This is a genomic window from Nakamurella endophytica (assembly GCF_014646215.1).
In the GTDB taxonomy this organism is placed as follows: domain Bacteria; phylum Actinomycetota; class Actinomycetes; order Mycobacteriales; family Nakamurellaceae; genus Nakamurella; species Nakamurella endophytica.
The window spans coordinates 30,432-52,873 of sequence record NZ_BMNA01000019.1 but is presented as its reverse complement, the minus strand read 5'-3'; the positions used below and the strand labels follow the sequence as shown (position 1 = coordinate 52,873).

19 protein-coding genes and 1 tRNA gene are annotated in these 22,442 nt (G+C 75.2%); 14 read left to right on the top strand and 6 right to left on the bottom strand.

All coding sequences use genetic code 11. The annotated features are described in order from the left end of the window. The coding region (locus IEY37_RS21065; RefSeq protein ID WP_188944903.1) for a glycosyltransferase family 2 protein at positions 1–431 on the bottom strand (431 nt) is incomplete at its 3' end. A 330-nt stretch (positions 432–761) separates the two neighbouring features. On the opposite strand from IEY37_RS21065, the gene IEY37_RS21060 reads away from it, so the two are divergent. The 5 genes from IEY37_RS21060 to IEY37_RS21040 all read left to right on the top strand — a co-directional run bounded on the left by IEY37_RS21060 (position 762) and on the right by IEY37_RS21040 (position 7,530). After that, positions 762–1,718, top strand: coding sequence for a UDP-glucuronic acid decarboxylase family protein (locus tag IEY37_RS21060; RefSeq protein ID WP_188944908.1), 957 nt, complete (start codon positions 762–764; stop codon positions 1,716–1,718). Positions 1,719–1,795: 77 nt separating this feature from the next. Continuing rightward, complete coding sequence (locus IEY37_RS21055) at positions 1,796–2,149, top strand: VOC family protein (RefSeq protein WP_188944902.1); 354 nt, start codon at positions 1,796–1,798, stop codon at positions 2,147–2,149. A gap of 200 nt (positions 2,150–2,349) precedes the next feature. After that, positions 2,350–3,753, top strand: a complete 1,404-nt coding sequence (locus tag IEY37_RS21050) for an FAD-binding oxidoreductase (protein WP_188944901.1) — start codon at positions 2,350–2,352, stop codon at positions 3,751–3,753. 262 nt (positions 3,754–4,015) lie between these two features. Then, positions 4,016–7,069 (top strand): ATP-binding protein, encoded by a 3,054-nt coding sequence (locus IEY37_RS21045; protein ID WP_188944900.1) that lies wholly within the window; start codon positions 4,016–4,018, stop codon positions 7,067–7,069. A gap of 77 nt (positions 7,070–7,146) precedes the next feature. Then, positions 7,147–7,530, top strand: a complete 384-nt coding sequence (locus IEY37_RS21040) for a hypothetical protein (protein ID WP_188944899.1) — start codon at positions 7,147–7,149, stop codon at positions 7,528–7,530. A 62-nt stretch (positions 7,531–7,592) separates the two neighbouring features. Here the strand turns inward: IEY37_RS21040 and IEY37_RS21035 are convergent, their stop codons facing one another. From IEY37_RS21035 to IEY37_RS21020, 4 genes are all read right to left on the bottom strand, one after another. Further along, a complete protein-coding gene (locus tag IEY37_RS21035) occupies positions 7,593–8,126 on the bottom strand; it encodes a DinB family protein (RefSeq protein WP_188944898.1) in 534 nt (177 codons plus the stop codon). Between the two features lie 153 nt (positions 8,127–8,279). Next, positions 8,280–8,354: transfer RNA gene (locus IEY37_RS21030), tRNA-Arg, on the bottom strand. A gap of 131 nt (positions 8,355–8,485) precedes the next feature. Beyond that, positions 8,486–9,346 carry a DUF305 domain-containing protein gene (locus tag IEY37_RS21025; protein ID WP_188944897.1) on the bottom strand — a complete coding sequence of 287 codons (861 nt, stop codon included), beginning with the start codon at positions 9,344–9,346 and terminating at the stop codon, positions 8,486–8,488. Continuing rightward, on the bottom strand, positions 9,343–10,320 hold the full coding sequence (locus IEY37_RS21020; protein ID WP_229674735.1) for a thioredoxin-like domain-containing protein: 978 nt from the start codon (positions 10,318–10,320) through the stop codon (positions 9,343–9,345). Before IEY37_RS21020 ends, IEY37_RS21025 begins: the two co-directional genes overlap by 4 nt. A gap of 189 nt (positions 10,321–10,509) precedes the next feature. Here IEY37_RS21020 and argS point away from each other — a divergent pair, with 189 nt between their 5' ends. From argS to IEY37_RS20990, 6 genes are all read left to right on the top strand, one after another. Beyond that, positions 10,510–12,177 (top strand): arginine--tRNA ligase, encoded by a 1,668-nt coding sequence (gene argS / locus IEY37_RS21015; RefSeq protein WP_188944896.1) that lies wholly within the window; start codon positions 10,510–10,512, stop codon positions 12,175–12,177. A gap of 1 nt (position 12,178) precedes the next feature. Further along, positions 12,179–13,630, top strand: coding sequence for a diaminopimelate decarboxylase (gene lysA, locus IEY37_RS21010; protein ID WP_188944895.1), 1,452 nt, complete (start codon positions 12,179–12,181; stop codon positions 13,628–13,630). After that, positions 13,627–13,869: a hypothetical protein gene (locus IEY37_RS21005; RefSeq protein WP_188944894.1), complete on the top strand. Its 243-nt coding sequence runs from the start codon at positions 13,627–13,629 to the stop codon at positions 13,867–13,869. Before lysA ends, IEY37_RS21005 begins: the two co-directional genes overlap by 4 nt. After that, positions 13,866–15,170 carry a homoserine dehydrogenase gene (locus IEY37_RS21000; protein WP_188944893.1) on the top strand — a complete coding sequence of 435 codons (1,305 nt, stop codon included), beginning with the start codon at positions 13,866–13,868 and terminating at the stop codon, positions 15,168–15,170. Before IEY37_RS21005 ends, IEY37_RS21000 begins: the two co-directional genes overlap by 4 nt. Beyond that, positions 15,167–16,312: a threonine synthase gene (thrC, locus tag IEY37_RS20995; protein ID WP_188944892.1), complete on the top strand. Its 1,146-nt coding sequence runs from the start codon at positions 15,167–15,169 to the stop codon at positions 16,310–16,312. Before IEY37_RS21000 ends, thrC begins: the two co-directional genes overlap by 4 nt. A 65-nt stretch (positions 16,313–16,377) precedes the next feature. Further along, complete coding sequence (locus IEY37_RS20990) at positions 16,378–17,244, top strand: homoserine kinase (RefSeq protein ID WP_373298409.1); 867 nt, start codon at positions 16,378–16,380, stop codon at positions 17,242–17,244. A gap of 37 nt (positions 17,245–17,281) precedes the next feature. Here IEY37_RS20990 and IEY37_RS20985 read toward each other — a convergent pair whose 3' ends face one another. Further along, entirely contained in the window at positions 17,282–18,724 is a 1,443-nt protein-coding gene (locus IEY37_RS20985; RefSeq protein WP_188944890.1) for an MFS transporter, read from the bottom strand. 500 nt (positions 18,725–19,224) lie between these two features. On the opposite strand from IEY37_RS20985, the gene rho reads away from it, so the two are divergent. From rho to rpmE, 3 genes are all read left to right on the top strand, one after another. Next, positions 19,225–21,414, top strand: coding sequence for a transcription termination factor Rho (gene rho / locus IEY37_RS20980; RefSeq protein ID WP_229674734.1), 2,190 nt, complete (start codon positions 19,225–19,227; stop codon positions 21,412–21,414). Positions 21,415–21,533: 119 nt separating this feature from the next. After that, a complete protein-coding gene (locus IEY37_RS20975; protein WP_229674733.1) occupies positions 21,534–21,983 on the top strand; it encodes a PPOX class F420-dependent oxidoreductase in 450 nt (149 codons plus the stop codon). 179 nt (positions 21,984–22,162) lie between these two features. Next, complete coding sequence (rpmE, locus tag IEY37_RS20970) at positions 22,163–22,375, top strand: 50S ribosomal protein L31 (protein WP_188944889.1); 213 nt, start codon at positions 22,163–22,165, stop codon at positions 22,373–22,375. Positions 22,376–22,442: the final 67 nt, after the last annotated feature.

The following is a 22,442-nucleotide window of genomic DNA, read 5'->3' as shown; positions in this document are numbered from 1 at the left end:
AACACGTTCGCCGCCGTCGTGACCAACCGGTTGCCCAACACGTACACGTACGAGAACGCGTTGTGACTGCCGAACGTGCGCGTCCCGTACACCACCGTCGCGTCCCCGGCCAGCACCGGAGCCAACAACGCCGGGATCTCCTCCGGCGCGTACTCCAGATCCGCATCGCACATGATCAGGTAATCCCCGGTCGCCAACTCCGCACCCTTGCGGATCGCCGACCCCTTCCCACCATTGACCGGCTGCAGGTGCACCCGCACCCGCGGATCACCCGCCCACGCCCGGTACAACTCCCGCGTCCCGTCCGTGCTGCCGTCGTCCACCACGACCAACTCCACGTCCACCGGGAAATCCACCGCCAACACCCGACCCACCGCCGACCCCAACGTCGCGACCTCGTTGTAGACCGGCATCAGGATCGACAGCTTCACGCGGGGCAAGGTAACAGAGCGCGAGTGGGCTCCCTGTGGGCTGCGGGCGTCCCTCTCCAGGTCCGGTCCGGCAGCGCCGGGGGGAGCGGAATGCGCAGGCCAGGGGCGTCGCCAGGGCCTTGGCCGGCAACCCGCACGGGCCGGCCACGCACGGCCGGTGACGGCTGCCGCGGGGCCCGGCACACCGCCCCGGCACCCGCTGCCGGGGTGCCGTGACCGCCCGTGCGGCACGCCGGACCGGGCGGCGGTCCGGGTCCGGTGCGCAGGTAGGGTCCGGCCCATGAGCCAGGGGATCGCCGGGGGCGACGCGGACGCGGCGGTGACGTGGTGATCGAGCGGCGGGTGCTGGTGACCGGAGGTGCCGGGTTCATCGGCGGCCACCTGGTGCGGCGGCTGCTGGACCAGGACCACCAGGTGCTGGTGGTCGACAACTTCTACTCGGGCTCGCGGTCGGCGATCGAGTCGCTGCTGGGTCACCCGCGGTTCGAGCTGCTGCGGCACGACGTGACATTCCCGCTGTACGTCGAGGTCGACGAGATCTACCACCTGGCGTGCCCGGCGTCGCCGGTCTTCTACCAGCGGGACCCGGTGCAGACCACCAAGACGTCGGTGGTCGGCTCGATCAACATGCTGGGGCTGGCCAAGCGCACCAAGTCCAAGGTGCTGCTGGCCTCGACGTCCGAGGTCTACGGCGACCCGGAGGTACACCCGCAGCCGGAGTCGTACTGGGGGCACGTGAACCCGATCGGTATCCGGTCCTGCTACGACGAGGGCAAGCGCTGCGCCGAGACGTTGTTCTTCGACTACCGCCGGCAGCACGACATGCCGGTCAAGGTGGCCCGGATCTTCAACACCTACGGGCCGGGGATGCGGCCCGACGACGGGCGCGTGGTGTCCAACTTCGTGGTGTCCGCGCTGCGCGGGGAACCGATCACGATCTACGGCGACGGCACCCAGACGCGGTCGTTCTGCTACGTGGAGGACCTGGTCGACGGCCTGGTCCGGCTGATGGGCACCGGGCACGAGGTGACCGGCCCGATCAATCTGGGCAACCCCCGCGAGTTCACCATGCTGGAGCTGGCCGACCTGGTCGTGCGGCTGGCCGCGGAGGACGGCGTGCGGCGGCGCAGCGAGATCGTGCACCGGCCGCTGCCGCAGGACGATCCCACCCAGCGCCGCCCCGTCATCGCGCAGGCGGAGCAGCAGCTGGGCTGGCGCCCCACCGTCGCCCTGGAGGACGGACTGCGCGCCACCATGACCTGGTTCCGCAAGCACCTCGAGCTCTGACCCGCCCAGGCGCGGCACGGCCGGCGGCGGCGAGGAAACGCGGTGCGCTGCCGGACGGCGTCCGTCATGCTGCCGGCATGTCGCTGGTGTGGGAGCAGATCGTGGTGGACGCTGCCGATGAGCCTGGGCTCGCCCACTGGTGGGCCGAGGTGCTCGGCTGGGTGGTGGTCACCGACGAGCCGGGCGAGGTCGAGATCCGCCCGGCACCGGACGTGCTGCCCGGGCTGCTGTTCACCCCGGTGCCGGAGCCGAAGACCGTCAAGAACCGGCTGCACCTGGACCTGCGGCCGGACGACCAGGACGCCGAGGTCCGGCGGTTCCTGGCGGCCGGCGCCACCCGGGTGGACGTCGGACAGCAGGACGTGAGCTGGGTGGTGCTGGCCGACCCCGAGGGCAACGAGTTCTGCATCCTGTCCGCGCCGCGCGCTTAGCGGCGGGTCCGCGCCGGGTCCGCGACGGGTCCGCCGCGGCGCCGATGCGGGACCTGCGGGGGTCCGGTGCGGGACGTCGGCGCTGGTCGGGCGCGTCCGTGGTGCTCTCCAACCGGCCGCCAAGACGGGGACAAGTCGCCGCCAAGGGCGACCGGCGACGGTGGTCCGGACCTTCTCCCCACGGACCCAGGAGCCTTCCGATGACCGCCGTCGTCGATCCCACCGACACCACCGCCCTGCCCCTCACCGACCTCGACGCCGCGACAGCGGGTCGGGTGCTGCTCCCGGGCAGCGCCGAGTACGACGCGCTGGCTACGCCGTGGAACGTCGCCGTGCCGTGCCGCCCGGTCGCGGTGCTCGCCGCGACGTGCGCCGCCGACGTGCAGGCCGCCGTCCGGTTCGCCGGGGCGCACGGCCTGGAGGTGGCCGTGCAGGCCACCGGGCACGGCGCGGTGCCGGTCCCGCGGCCGTTCCTCCTGGTGCAGACCGCCCTGCTGGACGAGCTCGCGATCCGGCCGGACGCCACGGCCCGGGTGGGCGCCGGCGTCCGGTGGAGCCGGCTGCTCGAGGCCGCGGCGCCGTCCGGCCTGGCCGGCCCTGCCGGCTCGGCGCCGCACGTCGGTGTCGTCGGCTACCTCACCGGGGGTGGGATCGGTCCGGTCGCCCGGACCGTGGGCGTCGGGTCCGACCACGTCACCGCGTTCGACGTGGTGACCGGGGACGGCGTCCTGCGGCGCGCCACCGCCACCGAGAACCCGGCCCTGTTCTGGGGCCTGCGCGGCGGCAAGGGCACGCTCGGCATCGTCACCGCGGTGGAGCTGCAGCTGCAGCCGCTGCGCGAGGTCTTCGGCGGCTGCGTGTTCTTCGCCGGCGAGGACGCCGCGTCGGTGCTGCACACCTGGCGGGCGTGGACCGCCGGGCTGCCCGAGCAGGCGACGTCGTCCGTGGCGGTGTTCCGGATGCCGCCGCTGCCGGGCATCCCCGAGCCGCTGGCCGGCACGGTGACCGTGGCCCTGCGGTTCGCCTGGGTCGGCGACCCGGCGCAGGGCGAGGCCGCGCTGGCGCCGATGCTCGGTGCCGGCCGGATCGTGCTCGGCGGGATGGGTGTGCTGCCGTTCGCCGCGATCGGCGCCATCCACAACGACCCGGTCGACCCCATGCCGACGCTGGAGGCCTCCGCGCTGCTGCGCGAGCTGCCGGTCGAGGCCGTGGATGCGCTGCTGGCTCTGGCCGGCCCGGCGGCCGGGTGTCCGCAGATCATGGTCGAGCTCCGCCACCTCGGCGGCGCGGTCGGCCGGGAACCCGCGGTCGCCGGTGCCTTCGACCAGCGCGACGGCCAGTTCGCCCTGATGGCCATCGGGCTGGCGGTGCCCCCGGTGGCCGCCGCGGTCCGGGCCCACGGCGGCGCCCTGCTCGACGCCCTCGCGCCCTGGTCGACGGGTGGTTGCCTGCCCAACTTCGCCGCATCGGCGGACCCGGCCGAGGTGGCCCGCAAGTACGGCCGCGACACCCTCCGGCGGCTGGCGACGCTCGCCGCCACGTACGACCCGCACGGCGTCCTGGCGGCGGCGCGGCCCGTCCGCCAGGCCTGCCTGGCGCTCTGAGCCACCGCCTGGACGGCGCTCGGGGGCCACGCCGGAACGGCGCTCGGGCCCCGCCGGGACGGCGCGCAGGTCCCGCCGACCGGCGGTCACCGCTGGCCGCCGTCCCCGGCCGCGGGCGTCCTCCCGGCGGCGCGCCCGCCGCGGGGACCGCCGAACCAGACCGTGTCGCGCTCCGGCCTGCTTAGACTGCCTCACGACCGGTGGGAGCCGAGCGCCGTGTCCCGCCGGCGCGCGCGGCGGTCCCGACGATCGAGGGACGGTCATGGAGTACCGCGTGCTGGGGCCGCTGGAGGTCGTCCGGGACGGCGTCCCCGTCGACGTCGGCGGCCCCAAGCAGCGCGCCGTGCTGGCGGTGCTGCTGCTGGACGCCGGCCGGGTGGTGCCGGCGGATCGCATCGTCGACGCGGTGTGGGGCGCCGACCACCCGCCGAGCGTGATGGCCGGCCTGCAGGCGTACGTGTCGAATCTGCGCCGGGTCCTGCGCGACGACGGCGCCGCCGTGTCGCCGATCGTCCGTCGGCCGCCCGGCTACCTGCTCGACGTGCCGCCCGGCGCCATCGACCTCACCCGCTTCGCCGACGACGCCGCGGTCGCGCATGCCGCGGTCACCGAGCGGGACTGGTCCGCGGCCCGGGACGCCGCCACCCGGGCGCTGGCGCTGTGGCGCGGGCCGCTGCTGGCCGACCTGCAGGACGAGCCGTGGGTGCAGCCGGTCGCCACCGGCCTGCAGGAGCGCCGCGGCGAGTGCACCGAGGACCTGGTCACGGCGCTGCTCGGGCTGGGGGACATCACCACCGGCCTCGGACTGGCCCGCGACCTGCACAGCGCCGACCCGCTCCGCGAGCGGGCGTGCTGGCTCTACGCCGTCGCCCTCTACCGGGCCGGGCGGCCGGCGGACGCCCTGGCGGCCTACCGCGAGCACGCCCGGGTGCTGGACGACGAGCTGGGCCTGGAACCCGGGCCCGCCCTGCGCGACCTGCAGGGCGCCATCCTGCGCCAGGACCCGGAGCTGTCGTCGTGGCCCGGACGCCCGGCGGCCCGGGTGCCGGGTGTCGTCGAGCCCGCCGTCCCGGAGCGCCCTGCCCCACCCCCGGAACCCGAACCGGACACGGCCGACTCGCTCGTCGGCCGCCGTCGCGAGCTGGCGACGGTGACCGCGGCCCTGTCGGACGGCGGTGGGTGGGTGATCCTGACCGGCCCGGCCGGCATCGGCAAGACCCGGCTGGCGCAGGAGGCCGCGGGGCGGTGGTCCCGCGACGTGCCGGCCGCCCGGGTGCTGCGGGTGGCGTGCCCGGACGACGAGGGTGTGCCCGACTGGTGGCCGGTGCGGCAGCTGGTCCGGGAACTGGGCGCCGACCCCGACGCCGTGCTGTCCCGGCCGGCCGCCGCCGGCGTCGACGCCGCGCGGTTCGCCGTCTACGAGCGGCTGCTGGCGCTGCTGCGGGCGGCGGCCGACGACGGGCCGCTCCTGGTGCTGGTGGACGACGTGCAGTGGGCCGACAGCACATCGGTGCGCTTCCTGACCCACCTGGCCGGGTCCGCGGCGGCGATCCGGCTGGGCGTGGTGCTCACCGTCCGGGACGGCCCCGCCGGCCCGGATCTCGGGGCGCTGCTGGCGGCGGCCGTGCGGCGGCCGGGTACCCGGCAGCTGGCGGTGCCGCCGCTGGACGCGGGTGAGGTCGGCGAGCTGGTCCGGCGGATCAGCGGCGAGCCGGTCGACCGCCGGGACGCCGACGTGCTGGCCGCGCGCACCGGCGGCAACCCGTTCTTCGTCGGCGAGTACGCCCGCCTCCCGGCGGAGGACCGGGCCGGCGGTTCCGTGCCGGTGGCCGTGCGGTCGGTGCTGGGACGCCGGCTGTCCGCGCTCGATCCCGCGGTGCTGCAGGTGCTGCGGGCGGCCGCGGTGATCGGCGAGCCGTTCGACCCGGAGTTGCTGCGGGCGGTGACCCGGCTGGACACCGACGAGCTGGCCGACCTGCTCGACGACGCGGCGGACGAGCGGATCGTCCAGGTGTCGCCGGGCGCCGCCGGCTGGAGGTTCGCCCACGGGCTGCTGCGGGACGAGGTGCTGGCCGGCATCTCGGACGTGCGGGTGCGCCGGCTGCACCTGCGGGTCGCCGAGGCGGTGTCCGCGGGTGGCGGGGTCGACCGCCTGGTCCGCCGCGCCGCGCACCTGACGGCCGCCCTGCCGCTGGCCGACCCGGCGGAGGCGCTGGTCGCCTGCCGGGCCGCGGCCGTGGACGCCGAGCAGCGGTGGAACTCCGACGCCGCCGCGCAGTGGTGGGGGACCGCGCTGCGGGTCTTCGACCAGTTGCCCGAGGCCGGCCCGGACCGGGAACGGGACGAGCTGGTCATCGCCCGGGTCGCGGCGCTGGCCCGGGCGGGGCGCGGGCAGACGGTGCTCGACGTCGTGGACGCCGCGGTGCTGGACGCCGTCCGCGCCGGCCGCACCTCGTCGGTCGGCCGGTTGGCGTCGGCCCTGCTGCGGACCACCGGCGCCTGGCCGTGGGCGGTGTACGGCGAGGACCCGGCCCCGCTGCTGTCCCGGCTGGCCGGCGTCGAGCAGCTGGTCGGGACGGACCCGGTGGCCCACGCGCAGGTGCTGGCCGCGCTCGCGGTGGGCAGCTGCTACGACCCGGACGGCACGGTGCCGGACCTGCTGGCCGCCCGGGCGGTCGAGGTGGCCGAGAGATCCGGAGACCCCGACGCGCTGGCCGATGCGTTGCTCGGGCGTGCGCTGACCTTCTCCGGGGTGGCCGAGCGCGCGGCGGAGTCCGTGGAGATCCTCGAGCGCCTGGCCGGGCTGCCGCACCGGCAGCAGCAGGTGGACGACGTGCTCCGGCACGGCCTGCTGACGATGGCCACACTCACCCTCGGCCGCGTCGAGGACGCCGCGCGGCACGTCCGGCAGGGGATCGCCGGCAGCGAGCTGCTCCGGCTGCCGGTCAGCCGGGCCCAGCTGCGGTGGACCGAGGGGATGCTGGCGCAGTGGCGGGGAGAGCTGGGCGAAGCCGAGCGGCTCTACGACCACGCCTACGAGCTGCACCAGCAGACCGAGCTGTACCGCAGCGGCGTGCACTACCTGGCGATGCTGGCGCTGCGCTGGGACGAGGGGCGGCTGGCCGAACTGCCGGACCCGAGCCGGGGCAACGCCGAGATCGCCCCCGCGGCGCTGGCACTGATCACCGCCGCCCGCGGCGACGGGGACCGCGCCGCCGAGCTGATCCGGGCCGAGCTGGACCGCCCGGAGCCGGTGGTCTGGACCTCGCACGGGCGCTGGGCGATGCTCGCGCACGCGGTGGCCGACCTGGGCTGACCCCGCTCGAGCCGGCGCTGACCCGGCTGCTGACGCCGCTGGCCGGGCTCGTGGCCACCGTCGGCCAGGTCGGCGTGGTGTCCGTCGTACCGCTGGCGCTGGCTCGGCTGGCCCTGCTCGCCGGTGACGTCGACGCCGCACGCGCACACCTGGCGCGCGCCAGGACGCTGGCCGTCGAGGGCGGCAGTCCCGGCACGTTGCTGCGCTGCCGGTTGCTCGCCGTGCAGCTGGCACCGGCGGGCGATACCGGCGACACCGGCGGATCCGGTGGCCCCGGTACCGCTCCCGGCTCCGGCCCCGGGACGTCGGGCCCGGCCGGGGCCGACGGCGGGGCCCACGACGGGGCCGCTGGCCCGCGGGACGAGCTGGCCGCGGTCGCCGCGGAGGCCCGTCGGCGCGGGCTGCGCGGCGTCGCCCGGGAGGCCGACGCCTTGCAGGCGGGGCGCCGCCGGGCCGGCTGACCGCCGCCGTGGTCCGGTGGCCGGTCGACCGTCCCGGCGGGTCCGGTCGGCCCCGGGGAGGGTCAACCCATGCTCTTCGCCCCGTCGATGGCCTCCCGGATCATGTCCGCGTGCCCGGCGTGCTGCGCGATCTCGGCGATCAGGTGCAGCAGCACGCGCCGCACCGACCAGCTCTCGCCCGGCGCGAACCAGGGCGCCTCCGGCAGCGGCCGGGTGGCGTTGAGGTCGGGCAGCTCCAGCACCAGGCGGGTGGTCTCGTCGGCCGCCGCGCGGTAGTCGTCGAGCAGCCCGGCCAGCGTGTCACCGGGCAGCATGTGGTGGCCGGCCCACCAGTCGCCCGCCGCGCGTTCCATCTCGGCGGGGCCGCCGCGGACGAAGCCGACCCACCCGCGCTCCGTGGCCGTGACGTGCTTGACGAGCCCGCCGATGCACAGCTCGCTGGGCAACGGCCGGGCTGCCGCCTGCTCGTCGGTCAGGCCGCGGGCCGGGTGGGTGAGGAAGAACCGGTGCTTGGCCAGAGTCGCCAGCAGGTCGGCCCGCTCGGGATCGGTGTCCGGCGCGGTGGCCGGGGACGGCGTGGAGAGGGTGGTGGTCACGGGGGCGCTCCTGTCACCGTTCGGACGTGGTGGTCCAGACGGTAGGGCGGGGCACCGACAGTGCCCCGGTGGCGCGATTCCCGGGAGAGCATTCGTCCCTGGTGAACGGGGAGCGGAGGAGAGGGGCGGCCCGTTTCCCACGGTCGCCGCGCCTGGTGCCCCCGGCAGGATTCGAACCTGCGCACCCGCCTCCGGAGGGCGGTGCTCTATCCCCTGAGCTACGGGGGCGCGAGATGGAACTCTACCGCACCGGCGGCGGGCCCCTCGCCGCCGCGCGACCGGGGGAGGGGCGGCCGCCGTTCGGCGGGAGAGCCGGTGGCGGGCCGGGCCGAGCGGTCCGGCGCCGCGGCCGTCGCGGTTCAGCCGGTCGGCAGTACCGGCGCCGTGAACGGCAGCGGCCGGCCACCCATGCCGGACAGCATCTGCGTCATCACCGAGATCTCGGACGACTGCGTCTCGAGCATCTTGCCCGCGAAGTTGCGCACCGTCGGCACGTCGGCGTGCGCGGCGGCGTACTGCATCATGACCGCGCCGCCCTGGTGGTGGCGGATCATCAGCTGCAGGAAGAAGACGTCCGAGGCCTTGCCGCGCAACGACTTCAGCTTGGCGATGTCGGCGTTCGAGGCCATCCCCGGCATGATCACGCCGTTCGCCGGGTCGATCCCACCGGCCGCGGTGTCCGTCGCGCCGGCGGACGCGGACATCCCCGCCATGCCCGCCATCCCACCGTGACCGCCGGCGGACATCCAGGCCATCGGGGTGCCGCTGTCCACCTGCGGCGCCCCCCACAACGCGAGCCAGCCCTGCATCTGTCCGAGCTGGGCGGTCTGCGTGTAGTTGATGTCGTAGGCGACCGTCCGGGTGTCCGGGTCCGTCCCGTCCAGCTCGCCGTAGTGGGCCAGCAGCACGCCCTGGTTGTGGTGGACGATCATGTCCTGGGCGAACCCGACGTCCACCGCGCTCGGGGTGCCGCCGAGCGGACCCGCGGACGCCGAGCGCTGCGGGGCCAGCGCCACACCGAGCGTCGCGCCGACGGCCAGCAGCACCACGGCGGCCAGGGCGGCCAGCACGACCGTGCCGCGCACCCCCCAGCGGGCCACCGGGCCCCGGCCGCGGTCCGGCTCGGCCGGCCCAGCCGGGACAGCGCCGGCCGCGTCCGGCGTCCCGGCGGCCGGTCCGGCGTCCGCGGACCCGGCCGGGCCGGGACCCGGTGCGGTCATCGGCTGGTCGGGGTCGCCGCGGGCGTGCCGGTGCCCGCGGTGGCAGAAGGCGTGACGGGGGCGGTGCCGGCCGTGCCGGAGCCGGCGGTCACCGCGGGGGAGGTGGCGGCGCCGGACGTCGCGCCCGTCTGCACGCCGGAGACCTCGCCGGACTGGCTGCCCGAGTCGGCACCGGCCATCTCGCTCGTCGCGGTGGTCAGCCCGGCGCCGCTCAGCGGGATGGCGTCGGCGCCGCGCGGGCTGGGGTCGAAGGCGGGCGGGTTCTCGGTGTCAAAGGTCGGCTGGTCGCAGGTCGCGCCGATCTCCGGGTAGACGTACTGGTTCAGCCGCAGCGCGGTGATGAATTCCTTGACCCGCGGGTCGGACGCCGACTGGACCTTGAGCTGGTGGCCCCAGGACTGCAGGGAGATCGGCTGGTCCAGGGTCGGGTACGGCGACATCGAGATGAACGTCTGCCCGGTCACCAGGCCCTTGAGCACGTCCAGGTCACCGGGAGCGAGCTTGGCAGGGTTGTAGGCGATCCAGACGGCGCCGTGCTCGAGGGTGTGCACCATGTTCTCGTCGCGCACGGCCTTGCCGTACACGACGCCGTTGCAGGCGGCCCAGGTGGCGTCGTGCGGGCCGCCGACCGGCGGGAACCGGTCGTAGGCCACCCGCTGGGTGGCGTTGACGTGCAGCGCCGCCTTGTAGTCGGGGTAGGTGATGGTGCCGTCCGCGGTGACGGACTTGCCGACGTAGATGCCCGGGATGGCCGTCGACGGGTCCATGTTGTCGGCGCTGGGCACCCAGGGCGCCGCCGCGGCGGCGTCGGCGTCCTTGTCCCGCTGCTTGGAGTAGACGACCACGAAGATCGCGGCGATCAGCGCCACGACCACGGCGACGGCGCCGATGGTGATCCACGGCAGGCCCTGCCGGCGGGAGACGACGGGCGCCACGGGGCGCGATCGCTTGGCGGACTTGCCGCTGGCCATCATGGTGTGCGTACCTCGTTCGTGCGCTGGTCGGGGCGCTGCAGGGTCCCCGAGCGCTGACGGACGCGCCGAGTCTAAGGGCGCCGCCGGTGACCTGGTTGTGAACCGCGGCAGAGCAGGGTGAGCGGGAGCACGCCGCCGGCGGGCCGCCGGGCGGGGAACCGGGGGCCGGCGCTTCCCTAGACTGGACCGGTGAATCCCCTGCACCTCGCCGACGCCGTCCGCGCCGCCCTCGTCGCGGCCGTCCGTGCGGGCGAGCTCGACGTGCAGGTGCCGGACGAGATCACGATCGACCGCCCGCGCTCCCGGGAGCACGGCGACTACGCCACGCCGGTGGCCCTCAAGCTGGCCAAGGCGGCCGGGCTGCCGCCGCGGGCCATCGCCGACACCGTCGCCACCCACCTGCGGCAGGCGGACGGCGTCGCGGCGGTCGAGGTGGCCGGGCCGGGCTTTCTGAACATCACGCTCGAGGCGGCCGCCGCCGGTGCGCTGCCCGGCCGGATCCTGGCCGCCGGCGCCGGCTACGGGCGGTCCGACGGGCTCAAGGGCCGGCGGATCAACCTGGAGTTCGTCTCGGCCAACCCGACCGGCCCGGTGCACATCGGTGGCGCGCGGTGGGCCGCGGTGGGCGACGCGCTGGGCCGGGTGCTGTCGGCGCAGGGCGCAGAGGTGGTGCGCGAGTACTACTTCAACGACGCCGGCGCCCAGATCGACCGCTTCGCCCGGTCGCTGCTGGCCGCCGCTCGCCACGAACCGGCACCCGAGGACGGCTACGGCGGCGCCTACATCGGCGACATCGCGGCGGCGATCACCGCGGAACACCCGGACTGGCCGGCACTTCCGGACGCGCAGGCCTCGGAGTTGTTCCGGCGCACCGGCGTCGCCGCGATGTTCGACGAGATCAAGGCGACGCTGCACACCTTCGGCACCGACTTCGACGTCTACTTCCACGAGGACTCGTTGCACAGCTCGGGGGCCGTCGCGGCGGCCGTGCAGCGGCTCAAGGACTCCGGGCACCTGTACGTCAAGGACGGCGCCTGGTGGTTGGCGTCCACCGCCTACGGCGACGACAAGGACCGGGTCGTCATCAAGTCCGACGGCGAGCCCGCCTACATCGCGGCGGACCTGGCGTACTTCCTGGACAAGCGGGCCCGCGGGTTCGACCTCTGCATCTACATGCTCGGCGCCGACCACCACGGCTACGTGGCCCGGCTCAAGGCCGCGGCCGCCGCGTTCGGCGACGACCCCGACGTCGTCGAGGTGCTGATCGGCCAGCTGGTCAACCTGGTCCGCGACGGCGCGCCGCTGCGGATGAGCAAGCGCGCCGGCACGGTCATCTCGCTCGACGACCTGATCGAGTCGCTCGGCGTCGACGCGGCCCGGTTCGCCCTGATCCGCTACTCGGTGGACACCACGCTCGACCTGGACATCGACCTGTGGACCCGGAGCAGCAACGACAACCCGGTGTTCTACGTGCAGTACGCGCACGCCCGGCTGTGCCGCATGCTGGCCAACGCGGCGGACCTCGGCCTGCCCGGCGGCGACCCGGCCGTCGCCGTCGACTACGACCCGGCCCTGCTGGACACCCCGCAGGAGTCGGAGCTGCTGGCGTTGCTCGCGGCGTACCCGGGGGTCGTCACCGCCGCCGCGGACCTGCGGGAGCCGCACCGCGTCGCCCGCTACCTCGAGGACCTGGCCGCCGGCCTGCACCGCTTCTACGACCACGTCCGGGTGCTGCCGATGGGCGACGCCGACCCGACCCCGGCGACCACCGCCCGCCTGCGACTGTCGGCGGCCACCCGGCAGGTGCTGGCCTCGGGACTGGACCTGCTCGGCGTCTCGGCGCCCGAGCGGATGTGACGTGCGGGCCCACCCGGCCGGACCCCGCCACGGCGAGATCCCGGCCGCACACCTGGACGCCCCTGCGGGGGACCTGAACCTGCTGGACCGCAAGGTCTGGCCGCGCACCGCCACGCGCACCGGCGACGGCGCGCTGGCCGTCGGCGGCGTCGACGTGCGGGACCTGGCGGCCACCCACGGCACCCCGTTCTTCGTGCTGGACGAGGCCGACTTCCGCAGCCGCTGCCAGGACTTCGCCGATGCGTTCGGGGACGCCGGTCAGGTGCACTACGCCGGCAAGGCGTTCCTGTGCCGCGAGGTGGTGCGGTGGCTCGACCAGGAACGGCTGTCCCTGGACGTCTGCTCGGGAGGCGAGCTGGCGCTGGCGCTGTCCGCCGGTTTCCCGGCCGACCGGATCGCCCTGCACGGGTCGAACAAGTCCACGGCGGAACTGCGGGCGGCCGTCGACGCCGGGATCGGTGCCGTCGTCGTCGACTCGTTCGACGAGATCGGCCGGCTGGCCGGGATCGTCGAGCGCCGGGCCGACCGTGCCGAGCCGCACACCGGCAACGGCGGCGTCCCGGCCGGCCGCCGCCCGGTCCCGGTGATGATCCGCGTCACGGTCGGCGTCGAGGCGCACACCCACGAGTTCATCGCCACCGCGCACGAGGACCAGAAATTCGGCTTCTCGCTGGCCAGCGGGGCCGCGACGGAGGCGGTGCGGCGGGTGCTGGCCGCCGACGGCCTGCGCCTGGTCGGCCTGCACAGCCACATCGGGTCGCAGATCTTCGACCCGGCCGGCTTCGAGCTGGCGGCCGGCCGGCTGGTGCGGTTCCTCACCGAGATCCTCGAGCGGCACCCCGAGCTGGCCGACGTGCTGCGCACGCTGGATCTGGGCGGCGGCCTCGGCATCGCCTACACCTCGGCGGACGACCCGCCGCCGGTCGACACCATGGCCAAGTCGCTGAGCGAGATCGTCACCCGGGAGTGCCAGCTGGCCGGCCTGCCGGTGCCGGCGATCGCCGTCGAGCCCGGGCGGGCCATCGCCGGACCCGGGACCGTCACGGTGTACGAGGTCGGCACCATCAAGGACGTCGAGCTCGGCGGTGGCCTCGCCCGCCGCTACGTGTCGGTGGACGGCGGCATGAGCGACAACATCCGCACCGCGCTGTACGACGCCGACTACACCGTGGTGCTGGCGTCGCGGGAGAGCTCCGCGCCGGCGGTGCGCTCCCGCGTGGTCGGCAAGCACTGCGAGAGCGGTGACATCGTCGTGCGGGACTGCTACCTTCCTGCCGACCTCGCGGTCGGCGACCTGGTCGCCGTGGCGGCCACCGGTGCCTACTGCTACGCGATGGCCAGCACCTACAACCGCGTGCCGCGGCCTCCGGTGCTGTCCGTCGCCGACGGCGCCGGCCGGGTGCTGCTGCGCCGGGAGACCTACGACGACCTGATGCGCTTGGAGATGCCGTGACCGCACCCGATGGCCACACCGGCGCGGCGGCGGGGGCCGGCCGCCCACCGTCGCTGGTGCCGACGGCGGCGTTGCTCGTCGGCGCGCTGGTGCTGATCGTGGTCGTGCTGGTCAACCCGGACATGCCCGGCTGGCTGCGCACTACCATCGCGGTGCTGGCGCTGGTCATGGTGGTCGCGCTGCTGGTGCTCTCGTTCCGGCTGTTCCGCTCCACCGTGCGCCGCGGGGGCCGCTCGTGACCGCAGCCGCTCCGGTGCGGGTCGGCGTGCTCGGCGCGGGGGTGGTCGGGTCGCAGGTCGTCCGGCTGCTCCGCGAGCAGGGCGCCGACCTGGCCGCCCGCATCGGTGCACCGCTGGAGCTGGCCGGCGTCGCCGTCCGCCGGCCGCACCGGCACCCGGACATCCCGGCGGACCTCCTGACCACCGACGCCGCCGCCCTGGTCGCCCGGCCGGACGTCGACGTCGTCGTCGAGGTGATCGGCGGTACCCGGCCCACCAAGGACCTCCTGCTCACGGCGCTGCGCCGCGGCGCAGGCGTGGTCACCGCGAACAAGGCGCTGCTGGCCGAGGAGGGCCCCGAGCTCTACGAGGCGGCGGACCTGGCCGGCACCGACCTGTACTTCGAGGCCGCGGTCGCCGGCGCCATCCCGCTCATCCGGCCGCTGCGCGAGTCGCTGGCCGGGGACCGGATCACCCGGATCCTGGGGATCGTCAACGGCACCACCAACTTCGTGCTGTCCGCGATGACCGCCGGCGGCGACAGCTACGAGTACGCCCTCAAGGAGGCGACCCGGCTCGGTTACGCCGAGGCGGACCCGACGGCGGACGTCGACGGGTTCGACGCCGCGGCCAAGGCCGCCATCCTGGCCTCGGTCGGCTTCCACACCCGGGTCGGCGCGGCGGACGTGCACCGCGAAGGCATCTCCAGGGTGACCGCGGCCGACGTCGCCGCGGCGGCCGACATCGGCTGCGTGGTCAAGCTGCTGGCCATCTGCGAGCGGATCCGCCGGCCCGACGGCGGCGAGTCGGTGTCGGCCCGGGTGCACCCGGTGATGCTGCCCAGGACGCACCCGCTGGCCGTGGTCGACGGCGCGTACAACGCCGTCTACGTCGAGGCGGAGTCCGCGGGCCGGTTGATGTTCTACGGTCCGGGCGCCGGGGGAGCGCCGACCGCCTCCGCGGTGCTGGGCGACCTGGTGGCCGTGGCCCGCAACCGGGTGGCCGGCGGCCGCGGGCCGCGGGAGAGCGCCTACGCGGACCTGCCGGTGGAGTCGATCGGCAGCGTCCCGGCGCGGTACCACATCAGCCTGGACGTCGACGACCGCGCCGGTGTGCTCGCCGCGGTGGCGTCCGCCTTCGCCGAGGCCGGCGTCTCGATCTCGACGGTCCGGCAGCAGGGTCGTGGCCGGGACGCCGCCCTCGTCGTGGTGACCCATTCCGCGCCGGACGCCGACCTGGCGTCGACCGTGGCGACGCTGCACCAGCTGCCGGCCGTACACCGGGTCACCTCGGTGATGAGGGTGATGGGGGAGGTCGCATGAGCACCGTCCCGACCGTGTCCGCAGGGCCGACCGTGCCCACGGTGCCGACCGTGCCGACGGTGCCGACCGTGCCGGCGGCTGCCCGGGCCGGTTGGCCGGGTCTGATCGCCGCCTACGCCGACCGGGTCGCCGTCCCGCCGGGCGCGCGCGTGGTCACCCTGCTGGAGGGCGGCACGCCCCTGGTGCCGGCACCGGAGCTGTCCCGGCGCACGGGTGCGGACGTGTACCTCAAGGTCGAGGGCGCCAACCCCACCGGCTCGTTCAAGGACCGCGGGATGACCGTCGCGGTCACCCACGCGCTGGCCGGCGGCGCCCGGGCGGTCATCTGCGCGTCCACGGGCAACACCTCGGCCTCGGCCGCGGCCTACGCCGCCCGCGCCGGCCTGACCAGCGCGGTGCTGGTGCCGCAGGGGAAGATCGCCTCCGGGAAGCTGGCGCAGGCGGTGGCGTACGGGGCGCGGATCCTGCAGGTCGAGGGCAACTTCGACGACTGCCTGGAGCTGGCCCGGAAGACGGCCGCCGACCACGACGACGTCGAGCTGGTCAACTCGGTGAACCCGGTCCGGATCGAGGGGCAGAAGACCGCGGCGTTCGAGGTCTGCGACGTGCTCGGCCGGGCCCCGGACGTGCACCTGCTGCCGGTCGGCAACGCCGGCAACATCACCGCCTACTGGCGCGGGTACCGCGAGTACCGGGACTCCGGCGTGGTCGGCACGACGCCCCGGATGTTCGGGTTCCAGGCGGCCGGCGCCGCGCCGCTGGTGCTCGGCCGACCGGTGCCGGATCCGGAGACCGTCGCCACCGCGATCCGGATCGGCTCCCCGGCGTCCTGGCACGGCGCGATCACGGCGCGCGACGACTCCGGCGGGCTGATCGACGCGGTCACCGACGATCAGATCCTGGAGGCCTACCGGCTGGTCGCCTCCCGGGAGGGCGTGTTCGTCGAGCCGGCGTCCGCGGCGTCGGTGGCCGGCCTGCTGCAGACGGCCGCCGACGGGCGGCTGCCCCGCGGGGCGACGGTGGTGTGCACGGTGACCGGCACCGGTCTCAAGGACCCCACCACCGCGTTGACCGCCATGACCGAGCCGGTCGTCGTCCCGGTGTCGGCCGAGGCCGTCGCCGGCGCGCTGGGACTGGGGTGAGCCGCGCCGACGGTGCCCCCGGCCCGACCGCACCGGACCGTGACCTCGCGGCCGGCACGGTCACCGTGCGGGTGCCGGCCACCTCGGCGAACCTCGGCCCGGGGTACGACAGCTTCGGCCTGGCCCTGGACCGCTGGGACGAGGTGCGCGGGTCGCTGCAGGACGGCGTGCAGGTCACCGTGGAGGGCGTCGGGACCGGCCAGCTGCCGCTGGACGGCCGGCACCTGGTGGTCCGGGCCGTCGCCGCCGCGTGGACCGCGGCCGGTCGCCAGCTGCCGGGTTTGCGGCTGCACGGGGTCAACCGGATCCCGCACGGCGGCGGGCAGGGCTCGTCGGCCGCCGCCATCGTCTCCGGACTGCTGCTCGGCCGCGCGTTGCTGCCGGATCCGTCGGTGCTCTCCGACCAGCGGCTGCTGGAGCTGGGCACCGCGATGGAGGGCCACCCGGACAACGTCGCCCCGGCCCTGTCCGGGGGGTTGACCCTGGCGTTCACCGCACGGGACGGGCGTCCGCGGGCCGTGCACGGCGCGGTGCACCCGGCGGTCCGCGCGGTGCTGTTCACCGCGTCCACCGGATCGTCGACGCACCACACCCGGAGCCTGCTGCCCGCCGTGGTGCCGCACGCCGACGCGGCCGCCAACGCCGCCACCGCGGCGCTGCTCTGGCATGCCCTCACGGCCGAGCCAGCGCTGCTGTTCGAGGCCACCGTCGACCGGCTGCACCAGGCCTACCGGGCGCCGGAGATGCCGGCGTCGGCGGCGCTGCTGCTGACCCTGCGCGACGCCGGCGTGCCGGCGGTGCTGTCCGGAGCCGGTCCCTCCGTGCTCGTCCTCACCGACCGACCGGTCCCATCCGAACTGTTGCGGCACAACGGGTTCACCGTGGATCCCGTGCCCATCTCGGCGCTCGGCGGCGTCGTCACCGCAGGCTGAGCCCGGCGGGGTCCGCGGCCACGCCACCGTCCTCGGGTCAGCGCGGCGCCGTCGCCCGGCCGGCGTCGGGGAACAGCCGGGCGGTCCGCGCCGCCGTGCCGACCGCCCACCGCGACGTGCTGACCAGTCCCAGGACCAGCATCACCACACCGGCGCCGACGACGGTCCACCACACCGGCGGTGCCGCGTCGACGATGCCCGCGGCGCGCGGTCCGCCGGCGCCCGCGGCGTTGACCATGGCGCCGACCACCGCGACGCCCAGCGACGCGCCCACCTGCCGGCTGGTCGAGGCGACGGCGGCGGCGACACCGGCCTGGTCGACCGGCATGCCGGACACCGCTGTGTTCGTGATCGGCGCGTTCACCAGCCCGAACCCGACCGCGAAGACCACGAAGCAGCCCACCACCCAGCCCGGCGCCGTGCCCGCGGTCAGCCCGATCAGCCCGGCGGCGCCGGCGGCCATGCATACGGGCGCGGCGACCAGCGACGGCCGGGGGCCCCTGGTCGCCACCAGCCGGCCCGACAGCGGTGCGAGCACCAGGATCGCCAGCGCCATCGGCGCCGTGGTCAGGCCGGCGTGCAGCGGCGACAGCCGGCGCACGTCCTGCAGGTACAGCGTGGCGTAGAAGAGCAGCCCGCTGAACGAGGCGAAGGACGTGACCGCGAGGACCGTCGCAGCTCCGAACGGGGCGCTGCGGAAGAATCGCAGGTCGATCAGCGGGTCGCGGCGCCGCCGCTCGTAGCGCACCAGTGCGGTGGCCAGCAGCAGCACCACGACGCACGCCACGGGCACCTGCCACGACGTCCGGCCGAACCAGGGGGATTCGATGATGGTGCCGACGACCAGCGCCAGCACGGCGACGACCAGCAGTTGGCCCACCGGGTCCGGGCGGCGGGCCGCGGCGGCCCGGGACTCCGGCACGACCCGGCGGGTCAGCAGGACGGCCACCACGCAGATCGGCACGTTGATCCAGAAGATCGCCCGCCAGCCGACCTGCTGCGTCAGCAGCCCGCCCACCAGCGGCCCGAGCCCCGCACTGAGCCCGAAGACCCCGCCCCAGATCCCGATGGCCCTGGCCCGCTCGCGCGGGTCCGTGAAGACCGCGGTGACGATGGAGATGGCGACCGGGTTGAGCATGCTGCCACCGATCGCCTGCAGCATGCGGAAGGCGATCAGCGTCGGGACGGTCGGTGCCACGCTGCAGAGCAGCGACCCGACCGAGAACACCGACAGGCCGACCTGGAACACCCGGCGCCGGCCGAACCGGTCGGCCGTCGACCCGGCCAGCACGAGCAGGCTGCCCAGGGTGACGGTGTAGGCGTCGACGATCCACTGCAGGTCGGACACCGACGCCCCGAACTCCTGGCGGATGGTGGGCAGGGCGACGTTGACGATGGTGCCGTCCATCCCGACGACCAGCAGCCCGAGGCAGCAGACGGCGAGCACCAGGTAGCGGCGGCGCGAGCTGTCCGCCGTCATCGCCCACCGCCCGCCCGGCCCCGGCCGGACCGACTCGTCGCCAGGCCGACAGTCTCCCCGCCCGCGGCCGTGACCCATGGGAGGCACCACCGCCCGTCCGGGTGGCCGCCGGCCGGCGGTGCGGATCCGCTGCGACCACGAGACGCCCGGTGCGGGTGTGCGCGACGCGCCGGGAACACCGACACGGGTCACGTTGTTGCCGACGGTCGAGACCAGCGTCTACGCTGGTGATCGATCACCCGGTGGGAGAGCAGCCGCCGGAGTCCCGGGGAATCCCCCGCCCCCGTTCCAGCCGCCTTGATGGACCACAGGTCTCTCTGCGGCGTACCGGACTCCGTCCACGGTGCCTCCTCGACTGACCGTCGAACGCGCCGACACCCGCTCCGGTGATCGAGATCACCGCGCTCATCCGGGCGCGGTCGAGCGGGCCGCGACCTCTGGAGCTCGCGGCACTTCGCACACCGACCGGCCCTCTGCCGGTCGGACAGGAGAGGAACTTCGTGAGCAACACCACGGAGCAGCCCGGAGCGACCCTGACCGCCACCCGTCGCCGCGGCGACGGCCTGGCCGGCATGGTGCTCCCGGAGCTGAAGGCGCTCGCCGCCCAGTTGGGCATCAAGGGCGCCTCCGGGCTGCGCAAGGGCGACCTGGTGGCCGCCATCACCGCGCGCCAGAACGGGTCGTCGGGCGCCGCGGCGGCGACCAACGGCACGCACCACACCCCCGCGGCCGCCACCGAGCAGGCCGTCGCCGCACCGGCCCCGGCCGGTGAGCGTGCCGGAGACGGTGAGCGTCCCGCCGACGCCGCGGAACGACCGGCCCGGCGTGCCGCGAGCGGCCGCGACTCCGCGACCGAAGGCCGTCCGGCCGGGTCCGCCGACGACCACCGCGCCGCCGACCACCGCGCCGACGACCACCGCGCCGCCGACGCCGCGCCGTCCCGTCCCGCAGGCACCGACGGCGCTGCCGCCGGGACGGCGGGGACCACGGGCACCGCCACGACCGGCGGCGATGCGGCGCCCACCGGTGCCGCCGGGCTCGACGGCGCCCCGCCGACCGACGACCGCCGGGACCGCGGCGAGCAGGACGGCCGCGCCGATGTCGACGGGCGGTCCGCCCAGGACCGCGACGGCCGGCAGGACGGTGAGGAGGGCGGCCGCAGTCGCCGGAACCGTCGCAACCGGCGGGACCGTGCCGACCGTGCCGACCGTGCCGACCGCGGTGAGCAGACCAACGGCGCGGCGACCGCCGGCACGGTGACCGCCGGCACGGACGGCGCCACCGCCGACACCGCGGCCCCGGCCGAGGCCGATCGGGAGTCGCGCCGGGACGGCCAGGGCCAGAACGGGCAGCCGCAGCAGGGCCAGAACCGCCGGGACCGCCAGGACCGGCAGGACCGGCAGGGTCAGGACCGGCAGCAGGACCGGCAGGACCGCAATGACCTGGACGACGACGGTCCCGGTGGGCGTCGCGGCCGCCGGTTCCGCGAGCGCAACCGGCGGGGTCGCGAGCGGTTCACCGACACCCCGGACACCGAGGTGCGCGAGGACGACGTGCTGGTGCCGGTCGCCGGCATCGTCGACGTGCTGGACTCGTACGCCTTCGTCCGCACGTCCGGCTACCTGTCCGGGTCGAACGACGTCTACGTCTCGCTGTCGCAGGTCCGCAAGTACGGGCTGCGGCGTGGTGACGCCGTCACCGGTGCCGTGCGGGCGCCGCGCGAGGGCGAGGCGCAGCGGCAGAAGTTCAACGCGCTGGTGCGGCTGGACAGCATCAACGGCGTGGATCCCGAGACGCTGCGGCACCGGCCGGAGTTCACCAAGCTGACGCCGCTGTACCCGAACGAGCGGCTGCGGCTGGAGACCGAGTCGCACCTGCTCACCACCCGGGTGATCGACCTGGTGATGCCCGTGGGCAAGGGCCAGCGGGCGTTGATCGTGTCGCCGCCCAAGGCGGGCAAGACCATGGTGATGCAGGCCATCGCCAACGCGATCACCACCAACAACCCCGAGTGCCACCTGATGGTCGTCCTGGTCGACGAGCGTCCGGAAGAGGTCACCGACATGCAGCGGTCGGTGCGCGGCGAGGTCATCGCCTCGACGTTCGACCGGCCGCCGGCCGACCACACGATGGTCGCGGAGCTGTCGATCGAGCGCGCCAAGCGCCTGGTCGAGATGGGCAAGGACGTCGTCGTCCTGCTGGACTCGATCACCCGGCTTGGCCGCGCGTACAACCTCGCCGCCCCGGCGTCCGGCCGGATCCTGTCCGGCGGCGTCGACTCGACGGCGCTCTTCCCGCCCAAGCGGTTCCTCGGTGCCGCCCGCAACATCGAGAACGGCGGCTCGCTGACGATCTTCGCGTCGGCACTGGTGGAGACCGGCTCCGCGGGCGACACGGTGATCTTCGAGGAGTTCAAGGGGACCGGCAACGCCGAGCTCAAGCTGGACCGCAAGCTCGCCGACAAGCGGATCTTCCCGGCCATCGACGTGGACCAGTCGTCGACCCGCAAGGAGGACCTGCTGCTCTCGCCCGACGAGCTGGCCATCGTGGTCAAGCTCCGGCGGGTGCTGGCCGCGCTGGACTCGCAGCAGGCCCTCGAGCTGGTCCTGGACCGGCTGCGCAAGACCCGCAACAACGTCGAGTTCCTGATGCAGGTGGCGAAGACGACGCCGGGCGGCGACCGGGACTGACGCACCCGGCCGGCCGGGCCCGGACCCGGCCGGCCGCCGTCCCGGACGGCACCGGCAGGACGCGGCGCTGCCGGCCGGCACGGCGAGCCGATCCGGCCGGACCTGCGTACGGTGACCCGGTGCAGACGCCGCTGGACCTGCTCGGCCGGACGCCCTACGTCGAGCTGACGACCTTCCGTCGGGACGGCACGCCGGTGCCGACGCCGGTCTGGTTGGTACGGGACGGGGACGAGCTGCTGGTCTGGACCAACCCGCAGGCGGGCAAGGTCAAGCGGCTGCGCCGGGATCCGCGGGCGCTGCTCGCCCCGTGCACCCGGCGCGGCCGGCCGCTGGGCCGTCCGGTGGCCGCCACCGGGCGGGTGCTCCCGGGTGCGGAGACGTCCGGGCGGGTGATGCCGGGGCTGTACCGCAAGTACGGCTGGACGGCCCGGATGACGCAGCTGCCGAACCGGATCGCGGCGCTCCTCGGCCGTCCGGAGCGGGAGCCGGGCGGCCTCGCCCTGGTGCTGGAACCGTCGTCGGGCGCCGCGGGGGAGCGGCCGGCAGCCGGCCCGGATCCCCGGGACTGACGGGCGACCGCTGCCCCGGGCGGAGTGGCGACGGGGAATCCCACGCCTCGCGCCGGTGTTGTCCAGGTCGGTGCGCCCATCTGGCACACTGAACGGTCGGACCCCAGGCTCCGGTTCCCGTCGCACCGGTCCACGACCAGCGGCGACCCGGCGGCCACAGCAACAGAAGAGGACACGTCATGAAGACCGGCATCCACCCCGAGTACGTCACGACCGAGGTGTCGTGCGGTTGCGGGAACACCTTCACCACGCACAGCACCAAGGCCTCCGGCAAGATCACCGTCGAGGTCTGCTCCAACTGCCACCCGTTCTACACGGGCAAGCAGAAGATCCTGGACACCGGCGGTCGGGTCGCCCGCTTCGAGGCCCGGTACGGCAAGCGCTCCCGCTAGCCCCCCGACGGCGCCCGTCCGGCCCTGTGGCCGGGCGGGCGCCGTTCGCATGTCCGGGGTCGTGCGG

What these genes read in the sequence shown, in the direction of transcription:
- IEY37_RS21055 (WP_188944902.1), top strand. Translation starts at nt 1,796, where the DNA reads ATGTCGCTGGTGTGGGAGCAGATCGTGGTGGACGCTGCCGATGAGCCT.
- IEY37_RS20985 (WP_188944890.1), bottom strand. Translation starts at nt 18,724, where the DNA reads ATGACGGCGGACAGCTCGCGCCGCCGCTACCTGGTGCTCGCCGTCTGC.
- IEY37_RS21045 (WP_188944900.1), top strand. Translation starts at nt 4,016, where the DNA reads ATGGAGTACCGCGTGCTGGGGCCGCTGGAGGTCGTCCGGGACGGCGTC.
- IEY37_RS21020 (WP_229674735.1), bottom strand. Translation starts at nt 10,320, where the DNA reads ATGATGGCCAGCGGCAAGTCCGCCAAGCGATCGCGCCCCGTGGCGCCC.
- rpmE (WP_188944889.1), top strand. Translation starts at nt 22,163, where the DNA reads ATGAAGACCGGCATCCACCCCGAGTACGTCACGACCGAGGTGTCGTGC.
- IEY37_RS21025 (WP_188944897.1), bottom strand. Translation starts at nt 9,346, where the DNA reads ATGACCGCACCGGGTCCCGGCCCGGCCGGGTCCGCGGACGCCGGACCG.
- IEY37_RS21050 (WP_188944901.1), top strand. Translation starts at nt 2,350, where the DNA reads ATGACCGCCGTCGTCGATCCCACCGACACCACCGCCCTGCCCCTCACC.
- thrC (WP_188944892.1), top strand. Translation starts at nt 15,167, where the DNA reads ATGAGCACCGTCCCGACCGTGTCCGCAGGGCCGACCGTGCCCACGGTG.